Genomic DNA, 26,397 nt, shown 5'->3' on the forward strand with positions numbered 1-26,397 from the left:
CATGGAGATTGAAGTCCGCAAGCCCGCACGTGTTTCCCGCACTGGACTGGTCGCGTCCGGCATCGGCGTGGTGGGTGTGGCCGGTGGCGCCCTGAGCACCTTCATCGTCGCCGGCATCCTCAGCTCCGCGGGCATCGGTTCGGCCGCCATCGCCGCGAAGATCGTGGACGCCGTCATCGCAGGTCAGTCGGCCGCGGCTGCCGTGGGCCTGCTGCTGGGCGGCGGCCTGGGCACCGCCGCGATCGGCTCCATCGCGTGGGCGATCAAGTTCTTCGGCAAGAAGAAGGCCGTCGCCTGACGACCTCATCTCGCCGAAGGCCGTCGCCTGACCCCATCTCCCCGGTGGATGTTGCCTGACCCCATCACCCCGGTGGATACCGACGGGCCGACTCGCTCCAATCGAGTCGGCCCGTCGGGCACCCGCCCGACTTTAGTGGAGGAGTTTCCGCAGTGGCAGTACGACTCGGGGCGACCGGAGTGGCGAGGCCACGGCTTTCCCGCGCGCTGCCTCGAATGCCGCGCGGGGCGTGGATCCTCGCGCCTGCCGCGCTGCTCGGGTTCGTCACGATCGGCTGGCTGGCCTCGGCCGACGCGACTTTCCCCATCAGCCAGGGCCAGGAGACGCACCACCCCTGGGGAATGGTGTGGCAGATCTTCGCCCAGAACACCGGGGCCGCGCTCCTGCTGTTCGCTGGAGTCGCCACCGGAGGGATCGCCACCCTGGCCTGCCTCCCCGTGCTCGGGATGTATATCGGCACGGTCATCCGCGCCACGAGCAACTCCATCGGCGTGTACGCCGCTTCGGAGATTCTCGCCACGTACTTCGTTCTCGAGTTCATCGGTCTTGCCCTCTCCGCGGTCTGCGGGATCAGCCCGTTGTTCGCGTGTCTCTCCTGGCGGCGCAGGCACGGCGGGGACGGCCCGGCGCCGAAACGGGAGGCGCTCCGCGTGTATCTGGATTCGGCCGGCCGAGCGCTGCGCTGGATGGTTCTCGCCGCGCTCATCCTTCTCCTCGCGGCATGGCTGGAAGTACTGGGAGGTATACCGCGATGACCACTTCGGTTCCCGGCGCCGAGGCGCCCACCCCGCTCGGGTCTGAAGCCGAGGCGCCCACCCCGCTCGCATCCGAACCGGAGCCGTCGGCTTCCGCACGACCCCGCAAACGCACCCCGAACTGGGGTCTGCTGACGCTGTCCCTGGCCGTGTGGCTGCTCGTCGCCGCCGCGGTGTGGTCGCGCAGGGGCTTGGTCCGCGCCCGGATCGAGGCCCAGCAGCCCCCGGTCGACCCGGAGTTCAAGGGGGTGGCGACGGCATCAGGACTGGTGGTGATCTGCCTCGGCTTCGCCGTGGCCCTCCTCCTGGTGCAGTTCCTGGCGGGTTTCACCGACCGGTGGATCGCGCGCCTGTGGGTGCCTGAAGAGGACGGCGCCGCCTCGATCACCGCCCGGCTGTCGGTGGGCCTGACCGCCCTGGCCGCACTCGTGTCGTACGTATGGACCGCCGAGGACACGGACCGCTTCGGCAGCGCCCTTCCCCTCTGGTGCGTTCCGCTGGTCGCGGTCATCGCCCACCTGCCGGATGCCAAGAAGTGGTCGGCCTCGGCCACACCGGGCAAGGCGGTGAGCGCCGCCGTCGCCGTAGCCCTGTCGGCCTGCGTCCTCATGGCGATGGGGCGGTAGGGGAGCCATGCGCAATCACCACAGGAGGTCCTGCAAGCGCGGTTCAGCCGCGACGGCCTTCGCCCTGCTGCCGGGCTGGACGGCCGTCGCGGGCCTGCTCGCCTCGGCGGTATGGGGCTGGGCGACCTGGAGCGAGCCGGTCGTCGCGGTCGAGACGGCCCACGCCGATGGCCTGGCCGTGCTGATCCACGGCCTGACCGTGGCGACGACGGTCATCGGCGCGGTGGCGACACTCTTCCTGCTGTTTCCTGGGACCTTTCCGGGGGTGCTGACGATCCTACTGTTCCTTGCCGGGGTGGTGCAGATCTTCAACTGGCAGGCCGTCAGAACGCTCTCCGGCGGAAGGCTGTACTGCGCGCTCGCGGTGGTGTGTGTGATCGCCGCGGTGGCAAGCCTGCTCGCGCCGGGCCAGTTGTCCGACAGGTCTGCCAGATCTGAGAGCCAGGAGAGCCAGCTGCCCACCAGGTCTGCGGGGAAGAATGCCCGCTGATACCTGGGGGGCGGTCCGCTTCGTCGTCACCGCCGACGGACTGCACTTCTGTCACCGGAACGGGCTGCGCCCCTCGGTACGGACCGTCGTATGGGGCGGCGCGGCCGCCTGCGCCGGAGCCTTGGCCCTGGCGGCACCGGCCGGTGCGCTCGCCGGGATGCTCGCCGCCCGTCTCGGCCGGGCACTGGACATCGGCGCGGTCGGCATAGAGGGCCTGGTCCTCGTGATCGTGGCCCTGCGCATGCTGGCCGCCACCGCGTCGGCGGGCACCCGGAAGACCCGCCTGAGCGTCTTCGCCCCCGCCGATCTGCCGGTGCTCCGCGGTCTCGACATACCGCTGCACGCGGTGCTGTTGGGGCGCGTCGCGTGGCCAGGGCTGCTGCGCCAGTGCCTGACCGGGCTCTCGGCCATGGGCGCGCTGCACGGCATCGCGCTGATGTCGCACCGGCCGGTCGGCTCGGGCGCGGTCGTGACCGTGGCCGTCTTCGCCCTCAGTGGTGCCGTGGCACCGGTCGCGCTCGCGGGCCGCCCGCCGCGCCGTACGACATCCGGGACCCGCCTCCTCGGCGTGGCCCTCGCCGCCGTCACGGCCACGGCTGTCGGCGGCCTGGCCGGCGCGGCCACCGCCCGCGCCCTGCGGCTCGCGCAGTCGCTGGGACCGGCGACACTGTCGAGCCACGCCGATTCCCTCGCCCGCCAAGCAGGCATGTACGTGACCACCTGGGGCACCCCGGCGTGCGCGGCTCTGGTGACAGGCGCCCTGCTCTGGCACTGGCTGCGGCGCACGCCCGGACAGTGGCGGTCACACGCCACACCGGCAGGTGCCCCGGCCCTCATCCGTGCCGCCCGGACATCCCGCCGCCACCCGCTGCTCACCGTTGTACCGCTCACGATGGCTCGTGGTACGCAGGGCATGGCGGTGACACTGCGCCGCACCCTGTACGCCATCGCACTGGCGGGCCTCGCCGCGCTGGGCGCCGGAAGCACCGCCCCGGGCCTGCTGGTCGACCTCATTGGCGCCAACGACCGGCTGGCCGGCGGCGGCTCACTGCTCGCCGCCGTGACAGTGATCACCGTGCTGTCCGGTTCGGTGGCAGGCCCAGGAGTGCTCCTGAGCCAACTGCGCTGGACCTGGGAACAGGGCCACGCGGCACGGAAACTGACGCACAGCCAGATCATCGGCCTGCTGGGGCCGGTGACCCTGGCCATGGCCCCGGCCTGCGCCGGAGTCGGGCTGCTGGCCGCCTCGCCGGTCCCCGCGCTGTACGGAATGTCGCTGGCCGTCGCGGCCACTGCGGGAGCCGTGCTGGCCGACCTGGTCGAGACAGGCCGCCAGGTGAACCCGGACGGCACCGGCGACGCCGGGGCCCTGGGCGGCCTCGTCTGCGTGGCCACCATCGCCGTGGCCACCGCCCCTTGGGCGGCCCCCACGCCCGTCGCCCTGGCCGCCGGACCTCTGACCGCCCTCGGCTGCCTCGCCCTGGCCGACCGGACCCTGCGCAGAAAGATCACCTCATGACTGTGTGCCACTTCGCCGCGGTGACCGCCGGATACCGCGCGAGCACCCCCGTACTGACGGACCTCTCCTTCCGTCTCGACGACGGCGTGACGCTGATCAGCGGCCCCAACGGCGCAGGCAAGTCGACCGTCGTGGAGTTGATGTCCGGGGCGCTCAGGCCGTTCTCCGGCACCGTCTGGATCGACGGCCTCGCCGCCCATGCCCCGAGCCTGCGCGGACGGCGCACGGTGTGCCGCAGCAGCCCCGCCCTCTATCCGGCACTCACCATCGCCGAACACGTCGAACTGCTCAGGCCGGTACGCGACGTCGACGACCACGAGCTGCGCTTCCGCATGAGCGCCTATGGACTCTGGCCTTGGCGGAGTACGCCCACCGGCGAGCTGTCCACCGGCAACTTGCGCAAGGCATGGATCGTCCTGACCACCATCAAGCCCGCGGCCTTCCTCGTCTTCGACGAACCCTTCAACGGCATGGACGCCCAAGGGGTGGCCGCGCTGCTCGCGGAGTTCGGACAGTGGCACCGGGAAGGCCGCGCGGTCGTGGTCGTCGCCCACCATCCGCCGCCCGAACTGGAAGAACTCGCCACCTCCATCATCCAGTTGGCGCCCTCTGGATCGCCCTCCGGGCGCGGTGGACGCCTCCCGCAGACAGTCACCAGGGACACGACATGATCGAAGTCAGAAACCTCACCAAGCGCTACGGCGGCAAGCTCGCCCTCAATGACGTCTCCTTCGACGTGCCGCCGGGATCGGTCACCGCGTTCCTGGGGCCCAACGGCGCGGGCAAGTCGACCACCATGCGCATCCTGCTCGGCCTGGAGGGGCCGACGAGCGGCACCGCCACCATCCACGGCGCCCCCTACCGCGAACTGCACCGCCCGCTCACCGCCGTCGGCGCCCTCCTGGAATCCCGCGGCGCGCACCCCCGGCGCAGCGTGCGGTCCCATCTGACCGCACTGGCACGCGGCAGCGGCCTCACCGAGCACCGGGTGAGCGAGGTGCTGGAGCTGGTCGGCCTCGCCGCCGTGAGTCACCAGGCAGCGGGTCGGCTCTCCCTCGGCATGAGCCAGCGCGTGGGCATCGCGGCCGCGCTGCTCGGCGACCCGGCCACCGTCATCCTGGACGAACCCATGAACGGCCTGGACCCCGCCGCGATCATCTGGCTGCGCGGTCTGCTCACCGACCTGGCGGCGCAGGGCCGCACGGTGCTTGTATCGAGCCATCTGATGAGTGAACAGGCCCTGCTGGCCGACCGGATCGTCGTCATCGGCCGTGGCGAGATCCTCGCGGCAGGCCGCACGGACGAGCTGGTCTCCCGCTACTCGACCGATCGGGTACGGATTCGAACCACCGACCACCACCAGGCCCGGCTCCAGCAGGTACTGCGGGACGCGGGAGGCACGATTCACCCGCACCCACAGCCGAACCCGAACCCGCAGCCGCAGTCGCAGTCGCAGAACGCACTGGACGTCACCGGCCTGCCGCCGGAAACCGTGGGAGACCTGATCGCCCGGCACGGCATCATCGTGTACGAACTGACGCCTCAGGGCGTCTCGTTGGAGGAGGCCTTCATGCGCCTGACCGCCCCGGACAACGAGTTCGCCGCCCAGCGGGAGCTGACCAAGAGGGGTGTCGCCGCATGACCTCGCCTGTCACTCCCACCGCCTCGCCGACGACCCCTGGCAGCACAAGCGCCACGGTCACCGCACGCGGTCTCATGGATGCCAGCTACATGGAGTGGACCAAACTCCTGTCGCTGCGCTCCCACCGCCTGCTGCTGTTCCTCACCGCGCTCGTGACGGTGGCCTTCGGGACCCTCTTCGCCCTCATCGCCGCCCGCACCGATCTGGCGGGCAGGACGGAAGCGGGCGATCCGCTGGAGATGGCCTTCGCCAGCACGGGCCTGGCCCGCATCACCGTGCTCGTGCTCGGCGTCCTGCTCATCACCTCCGAATTCGGCACCGGTCAGGCGCTGAGCACCTTCGCCGCGGTGCCCCGGCGCTGGCAGGTGCTGGCGGGCAAGGCCACGGTGCTCTCGGGAGCCGTGTTCGTCGTGGGGGTGATCGCTGCCGCAGCGCTGCTCGCCGCCGCCCACGCGCTGTACGCCGAGCACGGCATCCCCGTCACCACACCGACCGGCACCCAGCTGCGCCTGGTCTTCGGCACCGGCCTGCAGCTCGCGCTGAGCGGTCTGATGGCGCTGGGCCTTGGCGCGCTCATCCGCTCCAGCGCGGGCGCGGTCGTCAGCGCGCTGGCCCTGTTTCTGGTGCTGCCGACAGTGACCTTCGCGCTGGACCGCGTCCAGCCTTACCTGCCCAGCGCCACGGCTTCCTCCCTCACCAGCGTCGACGTACTGCCCGGAAACCTCTCCCCGCTGCTCGCGCTCCTGGCCACACTCGTTTGGGCCGTCGCACTCCTGGCGGCCGGTGCCGTGGCGCTGGAGAAGCGGGCCATCTGACCGGATCGCTGGAGAAGAGGACCATCTGACCGGTCACGCATGGGGATATTTTCTCCCTCGCTGTGGGCGTATGGGTGAAGTCAAGCGGCGTGACGGGAGCGTTGGCCCATGAATCGGCCGTACCACCAGCACCTTGAGATATCTGTTCTCAAAACTGGTGGAGATGCGCAATGCGGTGGAGAGGGAAGCCCGCGCGGCGGTTAGGGATGCTCCTGGCCATGGCGGTCAGTGTCTCGGGAGCCTCATGGGCAGCGCCGGGTGCCGTCTCCGACCTAGCGCTCACGCACCGGTCGGTCGACAAGGGTCGCTCCGTGGCCCTGGCCGACTGGTCGGCACTCGGCAAGGGGGGCCCGGTGCGCGACGGCGCCCAGTACTCCGTGCCTGGGCGTGCCGGACAGGACGGCAAGGACGGCAAGACCGCATTGCGGTTCGACTTGCGGGGGAGCGGTGCAGCCGGGACGAAGAAGAGCGCGGGGGCCACGTCTCCCGGCATCGCCCGCACCGGTGACCTCCGGTGGACCACCGCGCGCTCCCCATTCCCCAGCGGTGGAACCGCGTTAGTGCTGCCGTCAGGCCGCGGCGCGGACAGCTATCGCGCGCGCATCACCTTGCCTGCCGCCCAGCCCGTGCGGTTCACGACGTCTTTGACGCCGGGCGCGGAGTTACAGGTGGAGGGGCTGGCAGCCGACGGGCGAAAGGTCGTCGCGCCGCTTCCGTCGTTCCGGGCCGCGCCGACCAGGCTTTCCGCCGCGCGGGCAGGCGGGCTCCAGCTCGCCGCGCCCGCCGGACAGGGGGCGTTATGGGATCGGGCGACCTCCGCCGATGTTGCCTTCGCACACCCGGTGAAGGAGCTCAGGGTGCGGGTGGCTGGCCCCCAGGGGGCACGGGCCGCGTTCGTCGGGCCGTTCGGCTCGCTGAAGAGGAAGCCGCAACCGCAGACGAAGCCGCAGACGCAGACGCAGAAGACGAAGACGAAGAAGGGCGACGCCGGTCGGACGGCCGACAGGAAGCGGGCGGCTGCTGCTCCGGCGGACGGTGAACCCGCGCCAAAGACCCACGTACAAGTCGGCGAGTTGCCGAGCGGCGGGACGGTGCAGTTCCCGATCGACGAGCCGTTCACAGGGACGACGACCCAGCACACGTGGGCCGTGTTCAAGCGGCCGACCAATGACGCGGACACGGCCAAACTCGGAGGCGGCTGGCTCCAATTGACAGCGCCGAAGAACGATACTGCCGGTGCCTATGTGATGGAGGACAGCTTCACCACGGACAAGGGCGTCCTTGTCGACTTCGACTACAACGTCTCGGACCCCAAGGCCGGAGGCGGGGCCGACGGCTTCGCCCTGATGCTCATCGACGGGTCGGTGACACCGACGCGGACCGGCACGGCGGGTGGCGCGCTCGGCTACGCCTGTGCGACCACCCAGAACAGTGGCCCCTGCCAGGCGGGCACCCCGGGGATCGAAGGGGGCTGGCTGGGCGTCGGGTTCGACACCTTCGGCGGCTGGTCGTCCGTACAGGTCGGCAACGGAGGGCCAGGAGCGACGCCCAACGCGGTCGGCCTGCGTGGTTCTGGTACCGGAGGAACCACCGGCTACAACTGGATCGCCGGACCGAAACCGGTTTCCGGTGGCATGACGACCGGTGACGGCAACAGCTCCCGCCATGCCCGCGTTCTCGTGCAGGGCACGATGGTCACCGTCTGGATCGAGAACCCCGCCAATGGGGAGCTGGTGGAGGTCGTCCCGCGGACCGATGTCTCCACCGTGGCCGGCCAGGCCCCGCTGCCTCCTACCTTCAAGCTCGGTTTCGTCGGTGGTACCGGCGGCAGTTACGAAGCCCACAAGGTCAAGAACTTGGCTGTGACGCTCCCGGTCAAGGCGCAGATCGAGAAGACCGGCACGGCAACCGCGGGCGCGGGCGACACGGTTTCGTACACCGTGACCGCCACCCAGCTCGCGGACTCACCCAACCCCATCACCGGTGCCGTCATCAAGGACACCGTTCCCCCTGAGATCACCAACGTCTCCTGGACCTGCACGGCCACCAACGGCGGTTCCTGCGGTACGCCCTCCGGCACCGGCAACACCATCAACACGACGGCAGACCTGCCGGTCAACTCCAAGGCGACCGTCACCGTCACGGGCAAGGCGAGCAAATCGGCGCACCCGGCCAAGAACACGGCGACGCTGACCCTGCCGCCGGCGAACGCCAACCTTGATGAGAACCTGCCGCTGTCCGCTTCCCAGGACACGGACATCACCGCGGACGACTTCGACGTCACCCCGAGTGCGGCGGGCGGGCCCGTCGCCCCCGGCGCTTCGACGACGATCCCGGTGAAAGTGCGGAACAACGGCGCGGACGACGCCCAGGCGGACCCCGTCGTCACCGTGAAATTGCCTACGGGCGTCACGCCGTCCGGTACCCAGCCCACCGGCTGTACCGCCTCCGGCGACACGGTCACCTGCACCGTGCCCAAGGCTTCGCTGACCAAGGGGTCCACCGTCGACCTGCCGATCTCGGTCACCGTCGCGGCCAGTTCCGCCGGCAGCACGACACTCACCCAGGCCGGCGGCATCACGGTCAACGGGACGCTGGACACCGACAGCACGAACAACACCGCCGACGCCTCGGTACAGGTCTCCGCGCGCTCCGCCGACTTGAAGCTCGACAAGACCGTCGACCCGCCCGATCCCGATTTCGGCGGCGATGCCAAGTACACGATCAAGGTGACCAACGACGGCCCGTCCGACACGACGAACGTCAAGGTCACGGACAAGCTGCCGGCGGGCGCGACGTGGAAGAGCGACGACTCCTCGGGCGCCTACAACCCCACTACCGGGGTGTGGACGGTCGGTGCCCTCACGAGCGGTGCCAGCAAGTCGCTGGTCGTCACGGTCACCATGGACTCGACCTCGGCGATCACCAACGCGGTGACCGAGGCGACGTCCGACGCCACCGACCCGACCCCCTGCAACGCCTCGAACCCCACCAACTGCGCCAGCGTGACGTCCACCGCGACCGGCGCCGACCTCGCCGTCACCAAGACCGTCGACAATGCGACGCCCGACTACGGTTCGAACGTCACCTTCACCCTCACGGTCAACAACGGCGGTCCGAAGGCGGCTACCGGTGTCACCGTGACGGACAAGCTGCCGTCGGGCCTGACGTACGTGTCGGACAACGGCGCAGGCTCCTACGACTCCTCCAGCGGGGTCTGGACCGTCGGCAACCTGGCGAACGGCGCCAACAAGTCGCTGACGATCACCGCGAAGGTGGACACCACCACCAACGTCGTCAACAGCATCACCGAGGCAGACGGCACTCCGGGCGACCCGACGCCGTGCAACGCCGCCAACCCCAGCAACTGCGCCTCGGCATCGGTCACTCCGGTCGCCGCGGACCTGTCGACCGACAAGGACGCCACGACCACGACGCCGGTCAAGCCCGGTGACACGTACGACTACGAAATCACGGTCAGCAACGCGGGCCCGTCCGCCGCGACCAATGTCAAGGCCACCGACACGCTGCCCAGCGAGCTGGCATTCGTGTCCTCCCCCGACGGTTGCACCGCCTCGGGGCAGGACGTGACCTGCCCCGAGGTCTCCACCGTGGCCAAGGGCGCAAGCACTTCGTGGACCATCAAGGTGCGGTTGTCCGCCGACTACACCGGCGACGGCACGGACATCCACAACCAGGCCACGGGTGCGGCCGACCAACCCGACCCGGACCCGAGCAACAACACCTCGTCGGCAACCGGCGGTGGGCCGCCCGGCGGCACCGTCGACCCGCCGGAGGCCGATGTCTCCGTGGCCAAGCAGGCGAGCGCAAACCAGCCCGTCCACCCGGGCGAGGAGTTCGATTACACGGTCACGGTGACCAACCAAGGACCTTCATCGGCAGCACAGATCGAGCTCACGGACACCCTGCCGTCGCAGGTGACCTTCGTGTCGTCGGCCGACGGGTGTACGGCGTCCGGCCAGACGGTCACGTGCCCCGCTCTCGCCAGCCTGAGCCCGCAGGCGGGATCGAATACGAAGACGTACACATACACGGTGCGGCTCGACTCGTCCTACACCGGCGACGGAACGGACGTAAAGAACCAGGCCACGGCGACCGCCCAGACCAACGACCCGGACACCTCGAACAACACGGCCAGCACCGATCTGTCGGGCCTGCCGGGCGGCGGCCCCGAAGCGCCGTCGGCGGATTTGGAGTTGTCGAAGGATACGACGCAGTCGACGAGGCCTGTGCCGGGTACGACGTTTCCGTACACGTTGGAGGTGACGAACAACGGTCCGTCGGATGCGAGGGATGTGGTGGTGACGGACAGGTTGCCGAGCGAGTTGTCTTTCGTGTCGGGTGATGATTGTTCGGCGTCGGGGCGGACGGTGACGTGTGGTCCGGAAGGGACCGTGGACAGTGGGAAGAGCAAGCACTACACGATCACCGTGAAGCTCGCCTCGTCGGCGGAGGGTGATGGCTCCGGAATTGTGAATACGGCGGAGGTGTCGTCGTCGACGGCGGACCCGGATATGGCCAACAACCGCGCTTCCAAGGGCCTGCCGGGTGGCGGCATGGACGCCCCGTCAGCGGATGTGGAGATCACGAAGGCAACAGCTACGGACACAGCCGTCGAGCCGGGCGAGACATTCGCGTACAAGCTGACCGTGAACAATGACGGGCCGTCAGACGCCGTCGACGTCACCGCGACGGACAGGCTGCCCGAGCAGGTGTCGTTCGTGTCGTCCACGGACGGCTGCACGGCCACCGGCCGGACCGTGAACTGCCCGGTGCAGGACACCCTCAAGGACAGAGCGACGAAGACGTTCGTGTTCACGGTGGAGCTTGAACCGGATTACAGCGGCGACGGCTCCGACATCACCAACACGGCCCGCGTCACGTCCGACACCGCCGACCCGAAGACGGACAACAACGCGGCCACCCTGGACAACGCGGTGCCCGGTGGGCACGTAGTGACGCCCGAGGCAGACCTGGAGACCAACAAGAAGGCCGTTGACAGCGAGGGCGTAGGGCCCGGCGGCACGTTCGGGTTCGCCATCACCGTCACCAACCACGGCCCGTCCCCGGCCCGGCACGTGACAGTGACCGACCCGTTGCCCAAAGGCCTCACCTTCACCGCCTCCACCGACGGGTGCAAGGCCTCCGGGCAGACCGTCACCTGCCCCGCTGTGGCGTCCTTGAACCGCGGCGATTCGGTCACCTTCAGCTTCACCGTCAGGCTCGACAAGAACTACCGCGGTGACGGATCGGACCTGGCCAACGTCGCCACCGTCGACTCCAGCACCCACGACCCCAACACCGCCAACGACCAGAACAGCGGTTCCGAGGGCACCCCGCAGGGCCTGCGGCTCCCGAAGGACAAGCCGCACCTGCCCGACACCGGCAGCGACAACTCCGTCGAGCTGCTGCTCGCCGCCATGGCCGCGTCGCTGCTGCTCGCAGGAGGCGTCTTGATCACGGTTGCTCGCCGCCGGCAGTGACAGCCCCGAGGCGCACAAGGGGCAGCGAACGAGGTGACACGTAATGATTCACCTCGTTCGCTGTCTGGGTTTGCAATCCACCTTCGGTACGTTTCCTCCCGAAACCCCACAAATCTGCCACCGGAGGATCCCGTGCACTTAACTCGCACCACCTGGACCGCTGTTGCGCTCCTGCTCGCCGCGTCGACCGGCTGCACCGCGGGGGACGCGGTTGACGACAGGCCGAGGGCCGAGGAGAACGCCGCGGTCGCCCCGCTTCCCGGCCTCAGCACGAAGGCATTCGAGGCGCATCTCGCCAAGGCCGGCTGGCAGCTCACGTACCGCAATCTCGAGGCCTCACGGCACATCGCCCAGCGTCTGCGCCAGGGCAGCGGCGTGGGGCACAAGTCGCAGCGGTTCGGGGTGATGGAGAGCGGTGCCCTGCCTGGCTCCATGGCGTCCGTCACCTGTCAGTCCTTCGGCAAGGACCAGGAGGCCGCCCAGAAGTTCCTCGCCGCGTGCGCGAGCGTCCCCGCCACGAGGGGGGCCGGGCGCGACGCGTTCAACGGCTGGCTGGGGAACCACATCGACCAGACCAGCCGGGGTTCCGGGCATGAGCTGGCGCTGGGCTTGGTGACGTACCACTTGGCCGTGAGCGCGAAGAAGGACGTCTTCGCACTCAACATGGCCCGAACGAAGCAGGGCTGAGTACGTCGGCCGGTCCGTCGGCCACGGCGACGCGCCGATTCAAGGTTGCGTGCCCCTGAACTGGCTTATCCACAATGTGAGTTCATGGCGCTTTGCCTGCCGATCGGCAGGCACGGAGCTTCACTGCCGAGGGTACGTCTGGGTCCGCAGACGGCATTGATTGCGGGCGACGACGGTGGTGAAGCCGAGAATGCTCGCTGCGCCGATCAGGAATGCCATCTGGTGCCCGCTGGCCTCGACCGCCGCACCGCCTGCGGCCTGGCCGACGGCGCTGCCGAGGACCATGACGGTGACGACCCATCCGAAGGCTTCGGAGACCTGGTGAGGTGGTACCAGTGATTCCAGGAGGATGTTGTGGGTGGCCTTTTGGGGCGCCAGGGTGAGGCCACTGAGGACCACCGCTGCCGCGACCCCGTAAAGGCCCCCGATCAACACCGGGCAGAACAGGAGGCCATAGGCCGTCATCAGAAACGGCAGCCGCCGGGGGAGGGGCCGGGGCCAGGGCCAGCGGTTGTACGCGAGGCCGCCCAGAACTGAACTGGCGGACCCTGCGGCCAGCAGGTATCCGGCGGCCTTGGGCGCACCGAGCGCGTCCGCCGCGGCGGATACGCCCACCATGACGAAGCCGATCCCAGTGCCGAACCCCAGGACGGCGGCGAGCAACACCGCCATTCCCCGGCACCGCAGCACGGCTTGACCTTTCAGGGACCGGACGGCGGCGCTCTGTCTGCCCCGGTGCCGACGTGCGGCCGGGACCAGGGCGAAGCCAACTGCTGTGGTGGTGATGATGCTTGATGCCAAGGTCAGAGAAGTTCCCGGCCACAGCACATCGGCCAGGACGGCAGCGACGGTCGGGCCGATGAGGAAACACGTTTCCGAGCTCGTTGTCTCGTAGCTGTAGGCCGTCTGGCGTTGCGGTCCCGCTGGGACGAGACGCGGCCACATCGCGCGCGACGCGATGGCCAGTGGCGGTTGCGTGACCCCTTGCGCGAAGACAACGCAGGCGAGAAGGGGACTAGGAGAAGGGCGTGCGGCCACCAGGGTGATCAGCCCGAAGCTCAACGGCGCGTACACCGCCGCCAGGGCGAGCAGGGGGCGGCTGGGCCCGAAGCGGTCGATCAGACGGCCCTGCCCGATGGCCCCGATCGCCGCACCGATCAAACTGACCCCGATCGTGCCGCCGGCGAAGGCGTAGGAACCGCTGGCCGCGTTCACATAGAGCAGCAGGCTCAGGTTTGCCATGGCGGTCCCCAGCCGTCCCAGCAGAGACAAGGCCACGACAGGAAACGCTCCTGGCGCCGTCAGGACGGCACGGTAGCCGGCGGATTCATTACGTTGATCCGCACTTCGTGTCTCCGTAGGGCGCTTAGCCACACGAATGCTCCGTTTCCCGACGGCACGGTGAGGGGCTGGGCACTGCTGCTTGATCGGGTGCCATCGCGGAAGAGCACCGGCGTCTGGGGGCTGGGCGCGCGGATGTGGCACGGCTTTGGTGAACCATGCCAAGGTCCACCTTGTCCGGACGAGGCGAGAAGGCCCAGCGGGGATGCAGGCCGACAGGAATCAAATCGCGGGTCAGTGGGTCACGTCTGCTCTGGAGCGAAGACCGGAGGCCGAAGCACGTGAAATGGGAACGGCAGGCACTCGCGCTGGGCGGACGCACCAGGCGTTCGGAGGAGGCCGGGGCGCTGTCCGGGGAAGGCCGGGACGGCGAGCGGTGATCCCGGCCGCGTCGTCCGGGAGAGCCGATACGGCCACTTCAGCAGGTCTGCGCCAGTGGGCGCGGCAGCGGGACTGGCAGACGTTCGTCCTGCTTCCTTTCTGAGACTCCGAGTTGAACCTTGGCGTGCTGTCGTGGGAAGCAGCACGCCAAGGAGGAACTCGCCGACCTGCCGCTCGCTGGAGCCGGCGAGTTCACCCGGGTTGCGATGAGCGCCTCACGCCACGTCCAACGCCACCCCGGACTCCTCCTCAGGATTTCCTGTGCGGACCGGCCTCATCTCGCCGGTGTCAGGTGCGTCATCAAGGGTGCGTGGCGTGTGCTGACCGGGCTACCAGTACACCGCTGCGGGCCGACTCCGTATACGGGGTCACCATCGGCAATCCCGGGCAGGTAGAGCAACATCGTGCGATTGTGAACGGCCGTCGACGCGTTGGACATGGCCTTGTGGCGTCGGGGGAGTGCGCCAGAAGTTCCGGTGGCCCGGGGCCGATTCATCACGCGGGTCGCCTCCACCGGGCAGGCGATGCCATCACTCACGTTGACCAGGACACGCATCAGGACACGTGGTGGTGCTTGAACGCACAAATCTGCGTTGACGCTGGCAACGTGGAGGCCGCCGTACCTTTCCCTTCATCAGGCACAGGAGCTTTCATGGCCGGCGACTTCTCCTTCAAGCAGCGCTCGACGCGGACTCGGCCGCGTATGTTCAATACCCCCCTCGCCAGAGTGATCTGGACATTAGTCCCTGCGTTAACCATCGGTTTGGCCGCCGCCTTACCGTTCGTGGTCGCGGCAGTGAAAGGTGTCGTCAAGCCGTGGCTGGCCTCCGTTTACGTGGTTGCGGAGATCGCGGTATTCGTCATCGCTGGTGCCACCACCCCAAATGAATACGGCAGCAGTCCACTGCCAGGGTTCCTGATGGCGCTGTTCATCATCACCGCGACTGCTCACACCATGCTTCTCGACAACGAGAGAGCCAGCTTCGGAAGGTAGAGAACAGAGCGGGTTCCTAACGCCCAACTCACAACTCCCGACTGCCGACTCGCGACTCCCAACTCCGACCTACCGACTTCGGCCCGGAGACGGAGCTCCGTGCCGGGCGGCTACGTCGGCGGGTTGAGCTTGCGGAAGTACGTCCAGCTGGTCTCGTTCGGCTCGCTCCACTTCTCTGGGGCCTGGGCGAACCGCGGGTGATGGCCGGCTATGTAGGCACGGGTGCGCTCGGGGACCTCGGCGTACGAGTCGAGCTTGCGACCCCTGCAGTGATAGGTGAGGCCGCCGGGCCGCTGGCCGCGGGCCATCCACGGGAGCCACGGAGACATCCGGGTCCACGACATGATGGCCGGGACGCTGGGCGCCGGGCCGGCCAGGTCTACTCGGTCCGCGAAGAACTGGAAGAGCTCCAGGGCCCGGTAGGTGTCGTCGGCCGAGTGGAGCGGGTACTGGGTCACCGGCAGGGGCGAGGGGTAAGCAAGCGGGATCTCCAGACTGAAGCAGACCTGCTTGCCGAGATCGGTCGTCGGTATGGGAAAGGGGCGCCACTTCTGGTTCGCCGGGTCATTCCATATGTGCTCCACCGGCAGGCCCTGCCAAGTCTCCAAGATCTCGCGTGACACGGGGTCCAGGAAGAAGGCGGCCTCGCGGGAGAGCAGTAGGTAGGCGTCCGGTTCGCCTTCGTCGTCCTGCACCAGGCGAGCGACGTTGAGCCCCTCGAAGCCGAACACGCGCTGGTAGGGCTGGTCGGGGGCCCAGGAGTACACGTCCCCGGACCACCAGTACGTGATCTCCTCGCCGTCGAGCGACGCCCGCGTGCGGGCGAACGAGCGGAGCAGCTCTGGGGGTGTCGTCATACGGAGTACTTTGCGCGACTGTCGTACGGGCAGGGTGGGCGCCCCCCCCGGTGGTTCGGTCGCTCGTCATGCGATGCGCGGGGCAGGGCCTGACTGAACGGGGCCAACGCGGTGCCATCGTGATGGAGATAGGGCCGCCGTCCATTGCACTGGGCATCAAAGGTTGATTCTCGTAGTCAACCTTTGATTGGCAGCTAAAGGGCCCCAGCTATCAGCAATTGAGCAAGATCTGAGGCGGAATTATGGCCTCCGTCATAGCTTGACCCTTCCTTTGGTGATGAAGTCGATCTTGACGGGAAGGTCGTGCTGATGCCTATCACCCCTACGCGGACTGAGCTGCGAGGAACGACCGAAAGGACGTTCAAAGGAGTGCGGCGCGTGCAGAACAGCACTCATCTGCGTCAGCTGGGCAGGCTCTCTATCGCCGCTGTGTCCGCCACAGTTGGGGCGGCGCTCTTAGTCTCCGCCATTCCGGCCCACACCGCCGTATCGCACCCGGAAGGCGCGGCGCGGGCTGCCGCTGTCGTGGAATCCGTTGCGGGGACGGCTGGCACCGCGGCCTCCGAGGCAGCTCGGGCTCATCCTGCTCGGCGCCCAGGACGTGGCCGGTGCGAAGGTCCGCGTGGGCAACGTGGTCTGCCCGAACACCGTTGCCGCCACCGATATCGCCGTGCGGCAGGTCAAGAGCGGCGGCGCTCGTACCCTCGGCACGCTTCAAGGGCGTCCAGGCCATGCCCCCAGGGCCCACCGCTTCCCTGCTCGACTTCCCGGAAGGTGCGGGCATCGGCGCGGCGGCTACTGCAAGCAGAAGTTGAGGTTCTTGACCATGTGGGTTCTGTACAGCGCCTGTATCGCTGTTTTTCTCTCCGTCGCGATCGGGCTTGTCGTGGGACGGAATTCGTTCGGCCGGCCGTGGCGTGATGTCACCTCGATCGCGTCGGGCGTCCTCGTTGCGTCCGTCGTCTATGTAGCGGCGACTGTGGCAGTGCATGTCGAAAGCCAGATTGCCGTCAGCTCGGCTCTGCTGTGGCTCACGGCCACCATCAGCGCTGTCCATGCCATCAGGGAATCGCTACGCCCTCATGGCTAAAGGGCCGACGTACGACCGGTCGGTCTCTCCCCCTCCGTCGGAGGGGCTCGACCGGCACGAGCCGCGCGAAGAGGAAGGACAGTCATGCCGGCAGTGGACATCGTCCTGGCCTGCGAGACCCTCCTGGTCGTGACAGGCATCATCTGGATGACCGCAGTCGTCCGGACCCGGGCTCGGGTTGCCGGAGTCGACCGACCTCGATTCGGCCTCCTCCGGCCGACCGGGGGACTGATGACCACCGCGGCACTCGCCGTGTGTGGGGGGTGGGTCGTCAATCAACACCCCGTGCCCAACTTGCTGCTGCTCGCCGTGCTGGGAGTCCGGCTTCCCGCCGTGGCCGGCATGGCGCTTGCTCTGATCATCCGTCAGGAAGAACCGCCGACGGTGGGCGTACGAGGCTGGCTGGTCTATCTCGTTCCGGTCGTCGGCGGCGGCATGGCCGGGTTCGCGCCTCAGGAGCTCTGATCGGTCGCCGTAGTCGCTCCGCGCGGTCGTCCATTCGCTTTCTGGTGGGGCGGCAGAGAGATGGTTTCTTAATCAACCGCAACTTTGCTCGCCCTTGGTGGGATTGATGTAAATAGTAGGACAATCTCGCCTACGAAAGCGGTGAGCGCGGCCCGGTCGACAGTGCCCAGGCATGGACAAGGGCCGGCGCGATTCACCTATGGCCCCGCAGAGTGGGAAAGGCGTACCAGAAATGACGATGAGTCACGCCCTGAGACAGGGCGTTCGGGCATTGGCCGTTGCGGCGGGAACATGCGTGATGGTCACGGCTGCCACCGACACGGCAGCCGCGGCGGAGGAGCCGACCCGTCAACTTCTCATGGCCGACTGCGTATCGGGCCAGGGCAAATGCACCTTCAACGAACCCGAGCTCGGCAAGGCGTACCTCGGAGGGTTCCGTCAGGTCTCCGACTCGCTCTACAACTGCAGCGCTTCGCCCGCCACCCAGTCGATGACGTGGGCCGACTCGGTCGGTGCCACGGATTCGGTGGGTGGTTCGGTCGAGGCGGGCGGAAAGATTGCGGACATGGTGAATCTGAGCGTCACCGCGACCTATAACCACAGTTGGACCAGCACTCATACGGAGAGCAGTTCCCTGAACATGACGGTGCAGCCCGGAGAGGTCGGCTGGATTTCCCGGGCTCAGGTGATGCAGCAGGTGTCCGGTACCTGGCAGACTCACTACGACAGTCCCAAGTGGGGTCACTATTTCTGGTTCTTCGGCGACACCATCACCGGACCGGCCAAGAACGGCACGGACGGCAAGAGCAACGCCGTGGTCGTCAAGACCCGCAAGATGACCGCGGCGGAGAAGACCTCCTGCGCGGCGACGGACAAAGCGGGCCGGGCATACGTCATGCAGCACTGAGACGAGCAGGTGAATTGTTGACCGGGTGACCCGGCCCGGCCCCTTCCAGGCCGGGCCGGGTCACCTTTCACCGTTCGGTCACGGGATCGCGCCTACGCAAGGCCCCGACGCGTGTCCACCACGGAGCGCAGCTTGCCGCTGGTCGGGCTGCGGTGCAGGGACGCCCCGTGCACCGCCTCGACCTCGAGGTCGAGCAGCTGTTGCTCCGCCGCCGTACGCAGCTCCGGATAGCTGGCCAGGAACGCTTCCTTCAGCCGTTCCGGATCCTGCCCGCCGGACCGTTCCACCAGGACGGTGAGCCGTTCGCGGGCACCCGTTCCGGCGAGCAGGATCTGGAGTTCGCCGGTGTAGCGGCCCCGCTCCTCGGCGATGCTCACGAAGCGGCGGTGGCTGAGCGAGAAGGTGGCCACCCGCATGACGTCGCCCAGCCTGCCGCACAATTCGAAGCGGGGGGCGTGGCTGCCGCACGGGCAGCGGCCGGGGACGGCCCGGCCGAGGTCGCCGATGACGTAACGGCTCAACTGCTGGCCGCGCCGGGCATGGGTGGTGAAGACCAGGCGGCCCGTCTCCCCATGCGGTACCGGCCGGTCTTCGGCGGTGTCGAGGATTTCCATCGTGTGCAGGTCGGCGTGGAGGTGGTGCACGCCGCCGGTGCTCTCCACGCACTGGTAGCCGAGCGGCCCGAGGTCCGTGCTGCCGTAGGCGATCGACCGGACGACCTCGATGCCGAAGGTGTCCTGCAATGTGCGCCGCTGCTCGTCAGTGAAGTGCTCCCCGCCGTAGAAGATCTTCCGGATGCCGCCGTAGGCGCGCAGGGCGTCGGATTGGGTGTGCAGCAGCTGCCACAGGTAGGAGGGCATCCCGAACAGGGTGTCCGCCTCGTGGGCGATCAGGGCCTGGGCTATGGCCCGGTGATCCGGCCCGGCGGCCAGGGGCAGTTGCATGCCGCCGAGGCGTTCCAGGACGGAGAAGAAGCTGATGAAGCCGCCGTACATGTCGCCGCAGTAGAAGAGGTTGGCCGTACGGTCGTCGGCCGGGGAGTACCCGGCGGCGAGCAGCCCGCGGGCGGCGGCATACATCTGGGTGTCGTAGTCGTCGTAACTGAAGAGGGACAGCGCCGGGGCGCCGGTGGAGCCGCCGCTGTGAAAGTACAGCTCGGCATCGGCCCGAGAGACATGCCGGTTGAGTTCCTGGACCTCTTCCTTGCCGAGCAGCCGTCCGCCGAGCGGCGGGAGAAGCACGGGCCGGGCCAGCTCGTCCAGGCAGGCCGCGGTGGTGAACCGGGAGTCGGCCTGGACCGCGACGCGGCGGCTGTAGCGCTGGAGCGCGTAGACGCCGTCGTGCGGTTCGCCCGCGTAGCTGCGGAGCATGGCACCCACCGGCGTGACCCGGGTGACGCCCGCGGCCAGGACGGTACGGGAGAGTTCCGCGATGTCGTTCCGGGTGCCCGCGAGGCCCGCCGTCTGCAGGTATCGGCGCATGGGGCGCAGGGTGGCGATCAGCTGCTCGCGCGGCAGCGGCTTGACCCAGACGCTGCGGTAGAGCGGGGAGGCGGTGAGGGCCGGCCGGGTGTCGGCCATGACCCGCCACGAGCCGTCCGGGGCGGCGAACACCCGCGTCAGCCCGAGGTGTTCCTCCAGCCGAGCCATCAGCTCGGTAGTGCTCAACTCGGCCTGCTCGGCGTGGTCCGGGCCGTCGTCACTCGGGGGCGTGGCGGCGAGCACGGCGGCGAAGCGCTCGGCGAAGGCGTGCACGTCACGCTCGTCCCGGGTGTCCAGGTAGACCACCTGCGGGCTGGAGCAGGACTGCTGGTCGTACTGGCACACATCGTCCGCGAGGGCCTTGAGCGTGCCGCCGTCCTGCCAGGCGTCGCGGGTGAGGTAGGCGAAGGAGATGCGGTGGCCCCACTCCACCAGGCGGCAGCCCGGCGGCACGTGGGCTGCGACACCGTCGACGGCACCCTCGCCGCCCCACACCGCGACGGCGTCGGCGGGCGCGCACATCAGTCGCAACCACTCCTGCCGAGAGGAGGGGAAGCGCAGCACGATCATGCGGTCGGCGAGGGTGCCGGTGGTGTCCAGGCCGGCGAGCTCGGCCATCAGCGCGGCGGCGAACGAGGTGTCGCCGCCGCTGGTCTTGAGGATGTTGACGTTGCCCGCGAGCAGGCCCTCGACGAGGCTGAGCGGGGCGACGGTGGCCGCGTTGCCGGGGGCGATGTGGGCGACCAGGCCGACGGGAGCCCAGGCCTCGTAGACGGTCTCGCGGGCGTCGGGGCGATTCAGCCGGCCAGGGGCGATACCGCCGAGTTCACGGCGCAGCTTGCGGGTCAGCCCGCCGCGTTCCAGGCAGGCGGCGAGTTCGTCCAGGACGGCGGGGCCCTCCTCGGCGGGCAGGTGGCGGGCGAGCCGGGCGCGCACCGGGTGCTGCGCGCTGCCGAGGGCGTTGCCAAGGGCGGCGCTGCCCAGGTCGGCGGTGCCCAGGGCGGTGGCCAGGGCGTCGCAGGCGGCCAGGACGGTCTCGGTCTCCAGCGGGGTGCCGAGCGCGGCCTCCACCCTGGCGGGCAGGTCGGCGAGGCGGCGCTCCGCCTCCTCGTCGCCGATGAAGTCGCCCTGCCAGTAATGGTGTTCATCGACGTTGTGCACGGTCACGACATTCCCTTCAGGAGTTCGGCGGCGGCCACCGCGCAGCTGCGGTTGCGGCTCACTCCGGCGCGGCCGTGGACGGTGAACCAGGGGGTGCTCAGCTCGCACCGGCACGTGTCGCCGGGGTGCAGGGAGGCGAGGTCGCCCATGACGACGCTCTGTGCCGGTACGGAGGTGATGTACGGCGACACGAGGTGCAGGAAGCCGATCTCGCCGGAGGGCAGCGGCTCCAGGGTGCGGGTGGAGCGGATGGTCACCCGCGACCAGACGGGGGCGTGCAGGCGGTGGCGGTCGCACTCGATGTACGGGACACAGTGCTCGACCGATCCGAAGGTGTCCCGGATGCGGTCACCGGGAATGCCGAGCTGCTCACTGACGCGGCCGTACAGCTCCTTCTTGCCGATGCGCCGGTCCGCGTGCCCCTTCCAGCCGCCGCCGAGCACGACGAGGGAGCCCTCGGGCAGCCGCAGCGGTGGCAGACCCATCGCGCGCATCCGCTCCAGCGTGAAGTAGAGGAAGGCGGGGAAGCCCAGGACGCGGACCGGGGCGTCGTCCCGCGCGAAGCGGCGCAGCGCGGCGATGCAGCCGAAGGGGTCGAACTCGTGCCCGTCGCCGTCACCGTCGCCGGTGCTGCGCAGGGCGTACGCGATGCTGCGGGCCGGGGCGAAGTCGCACAGGTAGTTGTCGGTGAACGACGTGCCGAGGTTGAGGGCGGGGGCCGGTTCGTAGCTGTACAGGAGGTAGTTGACGTCCTGGTCCGGGGTGATCCAGCCGTTGCGGTCGAAGATCCGGGCGACCATGCGCTGGGCGGAGCGGATGGTCCAGTCGTCGAAGAACATCTGTGACTTCTGGCCGGTGGTGCCGGAGGAGGTCAGGTGCAGGGTGACCTCGTCGCGCGGGATGGAGGTGACCTCGTGGCGTTTGAAGAAGGTGGCGTGCACCAGCGGGGCGCGGTACGGCCGGGCCGGGGGAGTCGCTTCGTACAGCGAGCGGAAGAACGGGGAGCGTTCGGCGTGCCAGGCGTTGATCTCCGCCATGGCGGCGGCGAAGAGTTCGTCCTCGGCGGGCCCGCAGGTGTACGGGTCGGCCAGATCGCACAGTTGCTGCACATGGGGCAGGCGGGCCGGGTCGGGGACGCCGACCGGGGCGAGGTGGGGGTTCATCGTGTTCCTTGTGTTCCTTGTGTTCCTTCGTGGATATCCGTGCCGTAGGGCCGGGTCCGGGCAGACGGGAGTCCGGCAGACAGGAATCCCGCCCCTGAGGCGATGAGGACGTCAGCAGACGGCCTCGGGTGCGGGCAGCCAGGCCGACAGGTAGCAGTCCACGTACGGCTGGAGCGATGGTTCGATCGAGACGCCGCGGAGATCGATCCGCTCGGTGGACCGGGACAGGACGACGTAGTCGTGGAAGCCGTCGTCGTCCGCGCGCATCGCCGGATAGAGGGCGCCTGCGGTGAAACGCTGGGACAGGAAGGCCGACAGTGCTCCGTGGTGTGCGAGCGGCACCAGCGCCTCCACATAGCCCGCACCGGCCCGGGTCAGGGCTCGCGTGACGGAGTCCAGGCAGGCGGCAGCACCGGCGGGGTCGGGGTAGGCGTTCAGGAGCGAGCAGTAGCCTCCGGTGCGGTTGAGGTAGGCGTAGACCTCGAACCGCCCGTCGCCGGGGGTGACCAGCACGTTGGGGGTGTGCAACGGGTAGAACCAGCCGGCCACGTCGGGGAAGCGTTCGCGGAAGCGGCGACGGACGAAGGCGGGGGCCTCGATCATCTCCAACTGCTCGGCCGACGCGCGTTCGGTCGATCCGCGCTCGGCCGACCCGCGCTCGGCCGATCCGCGCCCGGCCCGGGGGAGCGGGTCGGTGGGGCGGGTGCCGCGGTAGCTGATTCCCAGGCCGCGCTCGACGGTGTTCAGGAGCGGGAGCAGCGCGGCGGGCACCTCGGGTACGGGGACGCGACGGTCGAGTACGCCCGCGCCATGGCGTACGTATAGGGCGAGGCTTTCGCGGCTGCTGAGGTCCACGGCGTTGGGCAGGATGCCCAGCGGCCGAAAGCCGTTGCGCGCGACGGCACGTTGCGGTCCGGCGGTGACGGTGCGGACCGTGGCGTAGACGGAGTCCAGCCGTCCGGTTTCCAGCGTCCCGTCACACAGGGCCCCGGTGAGCACCGCGGCCAGGCCCTCGCCGCGGTGGTCGGGATGCACGACAAGGCCTTCCAGCCGACCGATTCGGCTGCTCAGTTCACTGCGGACGGCGGCCGACGCCGTCAGAACTCCCGTGTGCTGGCAGCGTGCGATCAGCCAGAACGAACTGGGGTCCTGGATGAGGCGCGCCATTTCGGCGGCATCGGTACCGAGGGCCGCGGGATAGTTCGGCCCATAGACGGCGTAGTAGAGCCGGCGCAGCTCGGCGATGTCGGCGTGGGTGGCCGGGGCGATCAGGGCACTCACCGGACATCGCCCGCGCTCTCGGACGTACGGCTGGTACGGGTGTCGGGATGCCCGGCATCCGCCTCCGCCTCCGGTTCCGTGCCCGTGCCCGCGCCTTTGCCGGAGGCCGGATGGTGCGCGGCCAGCAACGGATCGCCACGGCCCAGCAGGACCAGCGCGCAGGCGACCGGGACCAGACCGGCGCCCTGCGCCAAACAGAGCGCCTGCACCCCGAGTTGGTCCCCGGCCACGCCGAACAGCAGCGAGGCCACCGGGAAGGTGGCACCCAGCACGGCCTGCATCACGGCGAAGAAGCCCGGCTTGTCGACGGGCGGCACCAGTCGCTGGAAAAGGGCCACGAAGCGGACCCCGATGACCCCCACGCAGCAGCCGGCCACGGCCAGGCAGCAGGCGATGACCGGCCGGTCGGCGGTCAGGCCGGGCAGGGCCAGGGCAGCGGCCATCAGGCCCAGGCAGTACGCGCCGGTCACGGTGGGCCGACCGGGCACCCGCGCACCGATGAAGGCGCCGGTCAGCGTGCCGACGCCCAAGGACGCCTCCAACAGGGCCACGGTGCCGCCGCCGTCGCCCAGCACATTGCGGGTGTAGAGCGGGATGACCACGAAGACGGCGGTGGTGAAGAGGTTGGCCGCCGTGAAGCAGATCAGGATCCGGCGGACGTGGGGCAATCCGTGCAGAATCGCGGAGAGGGTACGTTCCTTGGGCGCGGGCGTCTCGTCGGTGGGCGGTGTGACGGTGACGGTGCGGAAGCGCACGCTGGCGACGAGCAGCGCGGCGGCGAGGTAGGCGGTCGCACAGCCGACGGCGAGCCCGGCCACGCCGACCCGGTCGACCAGCAGAGCGCCGAACAGCGCCCCGCAGAGGCCGGCCAGGGACTGGGTGGACAGCTCGAAGCCGGTGGCCGACTCGATGTCCTCGTCGTCGACGAGTTCGGGCACCGAGGTGGTCAGGCAGGGGTCGAAGAAGGCCTGGCAGGTGGCCAGGGCGAGGGCTCCGGCGTACACGGCGGCCGGCGGCAGTCCGCCCGCCCACGCCCAGGCGGCCAGCGCGGCCGCGGCGATGCCCGCGAGACCGGCGGCGGTCCGCAGCACGGACCGGCGGGCGTTCCGCGCGATGACACGGGCCACCACAGGGGCGAGGGCCACCGCGGGCAGCGTACTGACGGCCATGAAGAGCCCGGAGGCAAGGCCGCGTCCACTGCCGACGGCGTAGGCGACCAACCACCACGAGGCGCCGACCTGGAACATGCGCACGGCCGCCTGCGTCAGCACCTGACCCAGCCATACGGCGCCGAAGGCAGGGCTGCGCAGGATGAGCGGGCGGCGGAATCCGGCGCCCGCGGAGGTCTCGGTCACGCGGTCGGCCTCTCGTCGAGGACACGGACGAACTTGCCCGAGCGCGGATTGACGGCGAGATCGCGGTGGCGCACCCATTCCACGGACAGTGGGTGGACGAATCCGGCGCGCATGCTGTCCGGATACATCGGCCGGGCCGCCTCCAGCTGGGAGATGACGGCTTTGGCCAGCGCCTGATGAGTGGCGGGGGCGTCGTCATGGGCGTTGACCGGGTGGTTGTCCAAGCCGTTGTCCGGGTCGTGGTCGTCCAGGGCGTTGTCCGGGGCCGAGGCCAGCCGCAACACCAGCCCGTCGCGCCCGTCCCAGCGGCGGACGACCAGCTGCATGCCGACGACGCGGCCCTCGGTGTCCGCCGCGGCCACGGCGTCCTGCGCGTCCTGGACGTACAGCGACACGGGCCCCACACGCACGCCCTCCTCGGCGCGGCCGAGGATACGGAAGCGGTCGGCCCGGGCATCGGTCCACTCGGCGAGGTCGCCCGCCGGGTAGCGGATGACCGGCATGAGCCGCCGGAAGAGGCTGGTCACCACGACCCGTCCGGGCCGCCCGGGTTCGACGATGGGCTCCCCGGTGCTGTCGTCGAGGATCTCGACGACGGAGTGCGGGGTGAAGGCCCGGTGGACGCGGGGGTCGGGGCCGGGCACCGGGCGGCCGAGCAGGCCGGCATCGACGCTCGCATAGCCGATGGAGCGGACCTCCGCGCCCGGGAACGCGGCGGCCAGCAGGCGGCGCTGGTCCGCGAAGAGCGCCTCACCGCCGAAGAGGAGCAACTCCACGGCATCGAGCCGGAGATCGGCGGTGATCACGTACTCGGCGAGTCGGCACAACGTGGTCGGGGTACCGGTCAGGACCTGGGCCGCGAAGTCCCGCAGGGCGGGGACCGTCGATTCGAGCGGGGTGGCGCCGCCGATGGGCAGCCGGACGTTGTCGACGGGCGCGCGGGCCAGCGAGTCGAGGACGAAGAGGAAGCTGGCGTAGAGATCACCGACGTAGAAGAGGTCGGCGACGCGGTGCCCCGCGCGCAGCCCGCCGTCCACGAGGCCCTGGCCGAAGGCGGTCACGAAGGTGCGCCATTCGTCGCGCGTGTAGACGGAGAACTTGGGGGCTCCGGTGGTGCCGCCGGTCCGGTACACCGTCGCCTCGCTCAGAGGTCCGGTCAAGACACCGTTGCCGTGCGGGGTGTTGGCCACCCAGAATTTCCGCTGGTCCACGACCGGCAGGTCGGTAAGACGATCGGCGTTCGGTGGCAGGGACGCGTAAAGGCCTTGGTAGAAAGGCGAGTTGTTACGGGCGAAGCGTATGAGGTCCGATAACTGATGCGCGGACATGCAGACTTTTCCTAGGTGAGCGAAATCAGAGGGGGGTGGGAATCACCGCAGCTTGGCGTGATTGCGGGACTTGCCGCTGCGGGATCGATCGGAGCATGGGATTTTGCACGCCACTTTCTCGGCGCGCGCCCGGAACGTCCATGCGGCGACGATCATCAAACATCAACCCGCGCATCGCAAATTCGACCACACGCTTTTCGTCCGGCATGGCCAAAAATCGCCCCGGGTGTCTTTTCGCTGTGTCTCCTTCACGGATA

Annotated in this window: 21 protein-coding genes; 14 read left to right on the top strand and 7 right to left on the bottom strand. The window is 69.2% G+C overall.

Going from position 1 to position 26,397, the window contains the following annotated elements:
- Position 1 precedes the first annotated feature (1 nt).
- From ACIBKX_RS33405 to ACIBKX_RS33450, 10 genes are all read left to right on the top strand, one after another.
- A complete protein-coding gene (locus tag ACIBKX_RS33405) occupies positions 2-298 on the top strand; it encodes a hypothetical protein (RefSeq protein ID WP_363275880.1) in 297 nt (98 codons plus the stop codon).
- A gap of 152 nt (positions 299-450) precedes the next feature.
- Positions 451-1,053, top strand: coding sequence for a stage II sporulation protein M (locus ACIBKX_RS33410; protein WP_363275881.1), 603 nt, complete (start codon positions 451-453; stop codon positions 1,051-1,053).
- Positions 1,050-1,679: a hypothetical protein gene (locus ACIBKX_RS33415; protein ID WP_363275882.1), complete on the top strand. Its 630-nt coding sequence runs from the start codon at positions 1,050-1,052 to the stop codon at positions 1,677-1,679. Before ACIBKX_RS33410 ends, ACIBKX_RS33415 begins: the two co-directional genes overlap by 4 nt.
- 7 nt (positions 1,680-1,686) lie before the next feature.
- Positions 1,687-2,169 carry a hypothetical protein gene (locus tag ACIBKX_RS33420; protein WP_363275883.1) on the top strand — a complete coding sequence of 161 codons (483 nt, stop codon included), beginning with the start codon at positions 1,687-1,689 and terminating at the stop codon, positions 2,167-2,169.
- Entirely contained in the window at positions 2,159-3,688 is a 1,530-nt protein-coding gene (locus ACIBKX_RS33425; RefSeq protein ID WP_363275884.1) for a hypothetical protein, read from the top strand. The genes ACIBKX_RS33420 and ACIBKX_RS33425 overlap by 11 nt, the downstream gene beginning before the upstream one ends.
- A complete protein-coding gene (locus ACIBKX_RS33430) occupies positions 3,685-4,359 on the top strand; it encodes an ATP-binding cassette domain-containing protein (RefSeq protein ID WP_363275885.1) in 675 nt (224 codons plus the stop codon). The genes ACIBKX_RS33425 and ACIBKX_RS33430 overlap by 4 nt, the downstream gene beginning before the upstream one ends.
- Positions 4,356-5,330, top strand: coding sequence for an ATP-binding cassette domain-containing protein (locus ACIBKX_RS33435; protein ID WP_363275886.1), 975 nt, complete (start codon positions 4,356-4,358; stop codon positions 5,328-5,330). Before ACIBKX_RS33430 ends, ACIBKX_RS33435 begins: the two co-directional genes overlap by 4 nt.
- A complete protein-coding gene (locus ACIBKX_RS33440; protein WP_363275887.1) occupies positions 5,327-6,145 on the top strand; it encodes a hypothetical protein in 819 nt (272 codons plus the stop codon). The genes ACIBKX_RS33435 and ACIBKX_RS33440 overlap by 4 nt, the downstream gene beginning before the upstream one ends.
- A 218-nt stretch (positions 6,146-6,363) precedes the next feature.
- A complete protein-coding gene (locus tag ACIBKX_RS33445) occupies positions 6,364-11,649 on the top strand; it encodes an LPXTG cell wall anchor domain-containing protein (RefSeq protein ID WP_363275888.1) in 5,286 nt (1,761 codons plus the stop codon).
- Between the two features lie 132 nt (positions 11,650-11,781).
- On the top strand, positions 11,782-12,336 hold the full coding sequence (locus ACIBKX_RS33450) for a hypothetical protein (protein WP_363275889.1): 555 nt from the start codon (positions 11,782-11,784) through the stop codon (positions 12,334-12,336).
- Positions 12,337-12,456: 120 nt separating this feature from the next.
- Here ACIBKX_RS33450 and ACIBKX_RS33455 read toward each other — a convergent pair whose 3' ends face one another.
- Entirely contained in the window at positions 12,457-13,614 is a 1,158-nt protein-coding gene (locus ACIBKX_RS33455; RefSeq protein WP_363275890.1) for an MFS transporter, read from the bottom strand.
- Positions 13,615-14,710: 1,096 nt separating this feature from the next.
- Between ACIBKX_RS33455 and ACIBKX_RS33460 the strand changes: the two genes are divergently transcribed.
- Positions 14,711-15,052: a hypothetical protein gene (locus ACIBKX_RS33460; protein WP_363275891.1), complete on the top strand. Its 342-nt coding sequence runs from the start codon at positions 14,711-14,713 to the stop codon at positions 15,050-15,052.
- Between the two features lie 110 nt (positions 15,053-15,162).
- Here the strand turns inward: ACIBKX_RS33460 and ACIBKX_RS33465 are convergent, their stop codons facing one another.
- Complete coding sequence (locus tag ACIBKX_RS33465; RefSeq protein WP_363275892.1) at positions 15,163-15,909, bottom strand: DUF1838 family protein; 747 nt, start codon at positions 15,907-15,909, stop codon at positions 15,163-15,165.
- 622 nt (positions 15,910-16,531) lie between these two features.
- On the opposite strand from ACIBKX_RS33465, the gene ACIBKX_RS33470 reads away from it, so the two are divergent.
- The 3 genes from ACIBKX_RS33470 to ACIBKX_RS33480 all read left to right on the top strand — a co-directional run bounded on the left by ACIBKX_RS33470 (position 16,532) and on the right by ACIBKX_RS33480 (position 18,371).
- Complete coding sequence (locus ACIBKX_RS33470; RefSeq protein ID WP_363275893.1) at positions 16,532-16,999, top strand: hypothetical protein; 468 nt, start codon at positions 16,532-16,534, stop codon at positions 16,997-16,999.
- A gap of 84 nt (positions 17,000-17,083) precedes the next feature.
- On the top strand, positions 17,084-17,464 hold the full coding sequence (locus tag ACIBKX_RS33475; protein WP_363275894.1) for a hypothetical protein: 381 nt from the start codon (positions 17,084-17,086) through the stop codon (positions 17,462-17,464).
- Between the two features lie 232 nt (positions 17,465-17,696).
- Complete coding sequence (locus tag ACIBKX_RS33480) at positions 17,697-18,371, top strand: hypothetical protein (RefSeq protein WP_363275895.1); 675 nt, start codon at positions 17,697-17,699, stop codon at positions 18,369-18,371.
- Between the two features lie 92 nt (positions 18,372-18,463).
- Here the strand turns inward: ACIBKX_RS33480 and ACIBKX_RS33485 are convergent, their stop codons facing one another.
- From ACIBKX_RS33485 to ACIBKX_RS33505, 5 genes are all read right to left on the bottom strand, one after another.
- Positions 18,464-21,019 carry an acyl-CoA reductase gene (locus ACIBKX_RS33485; RefSeq protein WP_363275896.1) on the bottom strand — a complete coding sequence of 852 codons (2,556 nt, stop codon included), beginning with the start codon at positions 21,017-21,019 and terminating at the stop codon, positions 18,464-18,466.
- Positions 21,016-22,176, bottom strand: a complete 1,161-nt coding sequence (locus ACIBKX_RS33490) for an acyl-protein synthase (RefSeq protein WP_363275897.1) — start codon at positions 22,174-22,176, stop codon at positions 21,016-21,018. The genes ACIBKX_RS33485 and ACIBKX_RS33490 overlap by 4 nt, the downstream gene beginning before the upstream one ends.
- 111 nt (positions 22,177-22,287) lie before the next feature.
- Complete coding sequence (locus ACIBKX_RS33495) at positions 22,288-23,457, bottom strand: GNAT family N-acetyltransferase (RefSeq protein WP_363275898.1); 1,170 nt, start codon at positions 23,455-23,457, stop codon at positions 22,288-22,290.
- On the bottom strand, positions 23,454-24,812 hold the full coding sequence (locus ACIBKX_RS33500) for an MFS transporter (protein WP_363275899.1): 1,359 nt from the start codon (positions 24,810-24,812) through the stop codon (positions 23,454-23,456). Before ACIBKX_RS33500 ends, ACIBKX_RS33495 begins: the two co-directional genes overlap by 4 nt.
- Positions 24,809-26,140 carry a phenylacetate--CoA ligase family protein gene (locus ACIBKX_RS33505; protein ID WP_363275900.1) on the bottom strand — a complete coding sequence of 444 codons (1,332 nt, stop codon included), beginning with the start codon at positions 26,138-26,140 and terminating at the stop codon, positions 24,809-24,811. Before ACIBKX_RS33505 ends, ACIBKX_RS33500 begins: the two co-directional genes overlap by 4 nt.
- Between the last annotated feature and the right edge of the window lie 257 nt (positions 26,141-26,397).

The sequence above is a fragment of the Streptomyces sp. NPDC050658 genome, assembly GCF_044457025.1.
In the GTDB taxonomy this organism is placed as follows: domain Bacteria; phylum Actinomycetota; class Actinomycetes; order Streptomycetales; family Streptomycetaceae; genus Streptomyces.